Origin of the sequence: Thiomicrospira sp. R3, from assembly GCF_029581415.1 — a bacterium.
GTDB lineage: Bacteria > Pseudomonadota > Gammaproteobacteria > Thiomicrospirales > Thiomicrospiraceae > Thiomicrospira.
This window is the reverse complement of record NZ_CP121121.1, coordinates 2,178,459-2,186,045: the sequence shown is the minus strand read 5'-3', so window position 1 is coordinate 2,186,045 and position 7,587 is coordinate 2,178,459. Positions and strand designations below refer to the sequence as shown.

Genomic DNA, 7,587 nt, shown 5'->3' with positions numbered 1-7,587 from the left:
GGTTTTTTTGCCTAAAATATACTTATTTATAAATGAATAGCATATGATGGTTTTGCTCTTTTATTTAAAGCATATAATAGATGGCCTTCGTCAAGCAATTATCAACGGTCAGGTGTTCAATGAACGAGAAGAAAAAGACGGTATTCATGTTCATAGAATCTTTTCAAACTATGTAACCTTAACCACCCTTGGTCAATGGGGTAGGCTTGAATTAGGTATGGCTTATGAGTTATCCGCTTGGCCGAATCGACCTGAAAACACTATCAGAGTCGGCAATTAATTCAGGGTTTTGCTTTTTGACTAGGTTTATTTCGTTTGAACAATCCATTATTAACCACATCGGTACCGCCTACTAAGGCGGGAGTACAGCTATGTTTTGCGGTTCTGGCCGGAGGTCAGGGAAAACGAGTCGGTAAACAAAATAAAGGGCTTTTAAAATGGAAGTCTAAGCCGTTAGTATGCCATGTTCTAGACTGGGTTTTTAGTGAAGCTCAAGATATAGGTTTGACTTTTGAAGTGTTGGTTATTTCTAATGATCGCTTGGAAGAATATCAGTCACTCCTTTTAGACTATAATTATCCAATAAAGCTTTTATCGGATCGTCTCAATGGTTTTTTGGGCCCTTTAGCTGGAATAGAAACGGTTCTTAGTAATACCTCAGCCCCATTTGTACAGTGTCTGCCTTGCGACTGTCCTACGCCACCACCAGGCCTGGTGAAACGTTTGATTTCTTATCAAGATCAAGCTTCTATCATAGTTCCAAGAGATGCGCATAGAGAACAACCTCTTTTTTCTCAAATAAGCAGAAACCTCCTCCCAGATATTGTTAAAGCCATAGAAAAAGATCAGCTAGCAGTCTATAAGTGGATGAAAACACATTCATGCTTAGTTGTCGATGCATCAGACTTATCAGAAACCTTTATAAATTTTAATAAAATTTCGGCTGAGCAGGGTTTGTTGTAGGGTGAAACTCAATCCAAATCATTTAAAAATATAACTCATTTTTATTTAAGGAGTTAAACAATGAAACACCAAGTGATTGATTTTTTCGATGCGAGAGCGCGTTTGTTAGCGCAGGCGCAACCTATTTGTAAGCTGTTAAATCTGGGTATCGGTGATGCGCTGGGTTTTGTATTGGCGCAGGACCTGGTCAGCCAGCAAGCGATTCCACCGCAAGATAATAGTGCGATGGATGGGTATGCGATTTGTGCAAGTGATCTAGTCGGTGCTCCGCCTTATCGTTTACCGATTAGTCAGCGGATTGCGGCGGGCAGGGTTGGCGAAGCTTTGCAGTCAAATACGTGTGCGCAAATTTTCACAGGCGCGCCCGTGCCGGATGGTGCGGATACGGTGGTTATTCAAGAAGATGTAATACGTGATGGCGATGAGATAGTGATTGAGCAGCCTTTGAATTTGGGGCAACATATTCGTAAATTGGGTAGCGATATTGCACCGCAAACCTTGTTGCTTAAATCCGGGCGCAAGCTGCGTCCACAAGATATTGCTTTACTTGCATCAGCCGGAGTGTCTGAATTGCGCGTTTACCAGCCGTTAAAGGTTGCTTTGTTGAATACCGGTGATGAACTGGTTGAACCAGGCCTGCCTTTGCCCAAAGGCGGTATTTATAATTCAAACAAATACTTAATCCAATCGCAAGTTAAGGCGCTGGGATTTGAGTGTGTTTTAGTAAAGCCTGTAGCGGATACATTAGACGCAACCATCGATGCGCTGAAGCAAGCGAGTGAGCTGGCGGATGTTATTTTGACTACTGGCGGGGTGTCAGTCGGCGGTGAGGATCATCTTCTCGCGGCGATTAATCAGTTGGGTGAGCTGCAGGCCTGGCAGGTGAAAATGAAGCCGGGAAAGCCGTTTGCTATTGGCAAAATTGCATCGAATCAAACACCAATCTTAGCCTTACCGGGTAACCCCGTGGCCGCACTGATTAATTTTTCGCTTTTTGCGCGCCCATTTTTGTTGTTATGCCAAGGGATTGAGGACGAATGCTACATGCCACTTTGGATTCAAGCGGATTTTGATTGGCTCAAGCCCAGTGCTCGAATGGAAGTATTACGTGGTCGCTTGGAGCCGGGTTATCAAGCAAGCCGTGCGGTTCAGCTTTATCCGCAGCAGAGCGCCAGCTCTTTATTAGCGTTTAATTGGGCTAATGGGTTGGTAATTCTGCCGCCAGAAAAAACAGTCAAAAAAGGCGACTGGGTGGAGTTTATCCCACTTGCCTCGCTTAATATGTTTTAGCTTAAAATGGTTAGTGAACGGGTCTAATAGCAACGGACACTTTTATAAGACACACTAGAAATTGTCGAACTAGGAGCGGTCATGACTGAAAACAGAACTTATAAAACCTGTAGCGATGAGTTTAAAAAAGAAGCCGTCGTCCTAGTGACCGAGCAAGGTTATTTACTACATGCGCTACTACAACTTAATTAGGCTTTATACATCGAACGGTGATTTAGCGCCTATTGAGTATGAAAATTGTAAAACCCAAAATTGTAAAACTCAAGTGTCCAAAAAAGCTTGACCAGAACAATTAAGGATGGGTGTTCTATAACCTGGCGTAACCCTTTAACCTTGTAATTTAGATTCTAGGTTTTCCCAACGCTCAAAGGCCTTTTCAAGTTCACTTTCCTGGAGTTGCATTTTAGCCAGTGTTTTATCAATGAGTGTTTGGTCTTGTTGATAGAAGTTTGTATCGCCAATTTTAGCGCTCAGTGCTTCCAGTTCGGATTCAAGTTGTTCGATAATGCCGGGTAGGGCATCGTATTCACGTTGGTCTTTAAAGCTCAGTTTTTTAGTTGGTTTTTCGGCTTCGGATGCGGCCACTCCACCAGGTTTGGAATCAGGTTCATTAGTGGATTTGTTTGCTTTTTTAGTAATGTTATCGATTTGCGGGCGCTGACGTAACCAGTCGTCATAACCTCCCACATACTCATTCACCAGGCCTGGTGCATCAAACACAATTGAGCTGGTAGCGACATTGTTTAGAAAAGCCCGGTCATGGCTGACAATCAGAACGGTGCCTTGATAATTCATTAGTAGGTCTTCAAGCAGTTCGAGGGTTTCAACATCCAAATCATTCGTCGGTTCATCCAAAATCAATAGGTTGGAGGGCTTAGCAAATACCTGTGCTAGAAGTAAACGATTGCGCTCGCCACCGGACAGGGATTTAACCGGTTGTCTGGCACGATCCGGCGCGAACAAGAAGTCACTTAGATAGCCAATAATGTGTTTACGTTGACCATTGATTTCCACATGGTCGCTTGAATCCATCACGTTTTGGGCAACCGATAGCTCCTCATTTAACTTGGCGCGATGCTGGTCGAAGTAGGCAATTTGTAAGTTGGTGCCCAATTCAACTTCACCGCTTTGTGGCTCCTGCTGGCCAAGCAAAATCTTGAGCAGGGTGGATTTACCACAGCCGTTAGGTCCAATTAAACCTACTTTATCGCCACGCATGATTATTGTTGAGAAATTCTCAACAATAACCTTATCAGGCCATGCAAAGGAAAGATTGGACAACTCTATTACTTTTTTACCTGAGGTATCCGCAAGGTTAACCTGCAAATTCGCACTACCTTGTTGGCTGCGGCGGGCTTGACGCTCTAGGCGGAGTTTTTCAAGCGCGCGAACCCGACCTTCGTTGCGAGTGCGGCGGGCTTTTATACCTTGGCGAATCCAGACTTCTTCTTGTGCAAGTTTTTTATCAAACTCTGAGTTAGATTTGGCCTCGGATTCAAGTTGCGCCTGTTTGCGTTCAAGATATGTCAGGTAATCGCAATCCCAACTATAAAGTTGAGCGCGATCAACCTCTACAATGCGCGTGGCGAGCGCTTGCAAAAAAGCACGATCATGGGTGATGAATACCAGCGCACAGCGCAGGCTTTTTACAAATCCTTCGAGCCATTGAATCGAGGGAATATCGAGATGGTTGGTCGGCTCATCAAGTAATAATATATCAGGCTGCTGCACCAAGGCTTGAGCCAGTAAAACACGGCGCTTCATTCCGCCGGATAAGGATGAGAATTCATCATCTGGCGCTAAATCAAGCTTAGATAAAATCGTGTCAACCTTTTGATTCATTTCCCAGCCATTTTTCGCTTCAATTTGATGCTGTAATTCGCCTAGCTTATCCATGTCGCCATCAAGTGCGGCATGGTGATAGTCCTTAAGAATGCGCCCAATATCGCCTAGACCCAATGCCACCACATCAAACACCGAGCCTTGAATATCATGCGGTACATCCTGGCGTAGTTTAGCAATCTTGACACCATCTTGAACAATACGCGTGCCTTCATCAGCGGGCTGTATACCTTCAATGATTTTGAGTAATGTGGATTTGCCTTCACCATTACGGCCAACAATACAGACGCGTTCGAGCGGTTCAACTTGAAAATGAATTTTATTAAGCAGTGGTGCCGCACCAAAGCTAAGGGAGATGTCGCGTAAAAATAACAGAGCCATAATCTAGATTTACTTTAATTTGAGTTGGAATTTGGCTATTTTAACAGTAATCAACAACGAGTCCGCAGGTGAATAATCAGAGATATTAAAAAACTAATAAAATTCATGATTTTCAAGGCTATCAAAAAGAGAATTCGGATAAACCAGGTTTTTTATAGTCCTTAAATTTATTATGGTTAAGTTAAAATTAAAAAGGATTATCTATTTTAAGTGTTTTAGTTATTGAAGATCAGTCGTTATTGCGCGACATACTGGGTACTGGTCACAAGTCTTCGATCAGAAGGTTATCAGGTGCATCAACGGTTTAGCTTTGTCATCTCACTTAAGGTAATCGTATCTAAACTTAGTGATAATTATTTTAACCATGCACAACGAACTTGGCTCCAAATTTAAAAGTCTAGAAGGGGGGGGGAGAACCTCCACCATACTAAGCCTGTTGTTCTTAAAGCACTTAGTCAGGCGATTATGCAACTAAAACAAGTCTCTATTCTGAAAAAGTTCTCTATTTGAAAAGCTCTCTATTTGAAAAGCTCTCTATTTGAAAAAGTCTAAAAAATGGCTTGATTGAGAAGTAAAGTGGAAAAACCTGCAAAAATAGTGCGTAAAATACATCAATTCCCTAATATTCTGAAGGGTTTCACAAAAAAAACTCTGTTATTATTGTGTGTAATAAACTTTTACATTGAGTAGACGGTTAATAGGAGTTTTGCAAGTGCGTAACAACCAACCCACAAATCAAACTGAATACAAGCTCCTTGAGGGACAAACACTGGTTTCTAAAACCGATCTCGTCGGCACTATCTTAGAGTGCAACGATGCGTTTGAAGCGGCGAGTGGTTTCACGCGTGCCGAATTGATCGGCCAGCCACACAATATGATTCGCCATCCTGATGTGCCGCCAGTGGTGTTTGCCGATATGTGGGCCGATTTAAAAAACGGCATCCCTTGGACACAATGTGTTAAAAACCGCCGCAAAGACGGTGGCTACTACTGGGTGCGCGCAAATGCAACGCCGATTTACAAAAATGGTGAGGTCGCGGGCTATATGTCGGTAAGAACCGCCATCTCCGAAGCAGAAAAACAAGCTACCGCCCAAGCCTATCAAGACCTTAACGCAGGCCGTGCAAAAATTAAACACGGGCGCGTATATCTTGGCACAAACCTACAAAAACTTAACCTGTTTGCGTATTTAGCGCCGCCTGTTCAGCTTGCTTTATCAACCGGTTTGTTTGCGGTTATTCCCTTAGTGATCAATCTAATGATGCCCCAGTTGATGCCCGCTTGGTTACTGATGAGTTTGGTGCTGCTACTGCTAGTAAGTCTAGTGATTTATGGTGTAAAACTGCAAGCAACAAACCAACACACCATACGCTCATTAAGAAAAGTGGCGGCGGGTGAACCACTCATTGAGCATCAATACGACCCAGAATCCTATGCGGGTAAGATGCACAATGTGGTAATAGCCGCGAGTATTTCGTCAAGAGCCGCCGCTGAAGAAAGCGCCTATCAACTTGACCAAGCCGGCCAACTCAAGCTTGCGCTTGACAAGTTAAACAGCAATGTGATGATGGCTGATGCAAACTTAAATATCAGCTACATGAACGACAAAGTCAAAAAATTTCTTAAAGATCGTGAAGCCAAACTCAAACAAGTTCTGCCTAACTTCAGCGTCAATAAGCTCATCGGCCAGAACATTGATATATTCCATAAAAATCCAGCCCATCAGCGTCAGATGCTTAAAGGTTTAAATCAGGCCATGGTGGCCAGAATCGAAGTCGCTGGTTACCATTTTGAGCTGGTGGTGATGCCGATTAAAAACCGAACTGGCGCTCAAGTCGCGACAATGGTGGAATGGATAGACCGTACCCAAGAGGTTCAGCTGCTCGAAAATGTCGGCAAAACGGTTGCCAAGGCGAGGGAAGGTTATTTAGCTGAACGAATCGATGCGAGCCAACTTGAAGGCATCGCCGCAAACCTTGGTCAATCGCTGAATGAGCTGCTAGACGGTATTCAAGCAGCGATTTACGATGTCGTCAGAGTCACAGGCGCAATGGCTGAAGGGGATTTAACCCAAGTCATCAACACTAATTATGAAGGTGAACTTGGCGAGCTCAAGGATGCAATCAACGCCTCCGTTGCGCGCCTAGCGAAAGTCATTGATGTGTCAGTCTATGCGGCACAAGTGGTGGATGGGGCGGCGCGTGAGGTTTCGCAAGGCTCGCATGACCTCAGTGACCGTGTACAAGAACAAGCGGCGGCGCTAGAGCAGACCTCGGCCACCATGGATCAAATGAACTCAACCATTCAGCACAATACCGCCAATACTCAACACGCCTCAGAGATTGCAAAAGGTGTGCAGGCCAAAGCACAACAAGGCTCAAAAGTAATGAGTCAAACTATCCAAGCCATGCGTTCGATTCAAGAGTCAAGTCATAAGATTGCTGATATCGTCAGCTTGATAGACGGTATTGCCTTCCAAACTAACCTGCTCGCGCTGAATGCGGCGGTTGAAGCCGCTAGAGCGGGTGAACATGGTCGTGGGTTTGCGGTGGTTGCGGGTGAAGTGCGTGCATTAGCTCAAAAATCTGCCGATGCCGCCAAAGACATCAAAAAACTCATTACCGAAAGTGTTAATCGAATTGATCAAGGCACCAAGCTCGCGGACGAGTCAGGAAGTGTGCTCAAAGAAATTACCACATCGATTGATGAAGTGTCTAGCATGATTCAACAGGTCGCCAAAGCCACAGAAGAGCAAGCAGCGGGCATACACCAGGTGCATCAAGCCGTTACTAACATTGATAAAGTAACCCAGCAAAATGCCGCGTTGGTGGAAGAAACGGCAGCGGCTTCAGAGAATATGCGAGACCAAGCTAAGAATCTCAGCCGTGAGATGAGTTTTTTTAAAACCGATTCACAGCGGGAAACGACTCATCACACGGCAGGACAGCGCAAACTTATCAGCCCAAAGCCTAACTCTAGCCCAGTGAAAAACCCAGTCAATAAACATATCGCCTTGCCAAATAAGACAAATAAAACTGTGGCGACTGACAAGTGGGCTGACTTTTAAAAAAACCTATTCTTGCTAGCAAAGCAGATTAAAATATACTAAAC

At 44.2% G+C, this 7,587-nt stretch carries 5 protein-coding genes; 4 read left to right on the top strand and 1 reads right to left on the bottom strand.

Features of this window, described 5'->3' with window-relative positions; translation table 11 throughout:
* The first annotated feature begins 43 nt into the window (after nt 1-43).
* Genes P8S55_RS11005 through P8S55_RS10995 form a run of 3 tightly spaced genes read left to right on the top strand, consistent with a single transcriptional unit; the run spans nt 44 to nt 2,253 of the window.
* A complete protein-coding gene (locus P8S55_RS11005; RefSeq protein ID WP_289224258.1) occupies nt 44-280 on the top strand; it encodes a hypothetical protein in 237 nt (78 codons plus the stop codon).
* 35 nt (nt 281-315) lie between these two features.
* Nucleotides 316-963: a molybdenum cofactor guanylyltransferase gene (mobA, locus tag P8S55_RS11000; protein WP_289224257.1), complete on the top strand. Its 648-nt coding sequence runs from the start codon at nt 316-318 to the stop codon at nt 961-963.
* A gap of 60 nt (nt 964-1,023) precedes the next feature.
* Nucleotides 1,024-2,253: a molybdopterin molybdotransferase MoeA gene (locus P8S55_RS10995; RefSeq protein WP_289224256.1), complete on the top strand. Its 1,230-nt coding sequence runs from the start codon at nt 1,024-1,026 to the stop codon at nt 2,251-2,253.
* Nucleotides 2,254-2,580: 327 nt separating this feature from the next.
* On the opposite strand, the gene abc-f is transcribed toward P8S55_RS10995, so the two are convergent.
* Complete coding sequence (gene abc-f, locus P8S55_RS10990; RefSeq protein WP_289224255.1) at nt 2,581-4,476, bottom strand: ribosomal protection-like ABC-F family protein; 1,896 nt, start codon at nt 4,474-4,476, stop codon at nt 2,581-2,583.
* Between the two features lie 712 nt (nt 4,477-5,188).
* On the opposite strand from abc-f, the gene P8S55_RS10985 reads away from it, so the two are divergent.
* Complete coding sequence (locus tag P8S55_RS10985) at nt 5,189-7,543, top strand: methyl-accepting chemotaxis protein (protein WP_289224254.1); 2,355 nt, start codon at nt 5,189-5,191, stop codon at nt 7,541-7,543.
* The last annotated feature ends 44 nt before the right edge of the window (nt 7,544-7,587 follow it).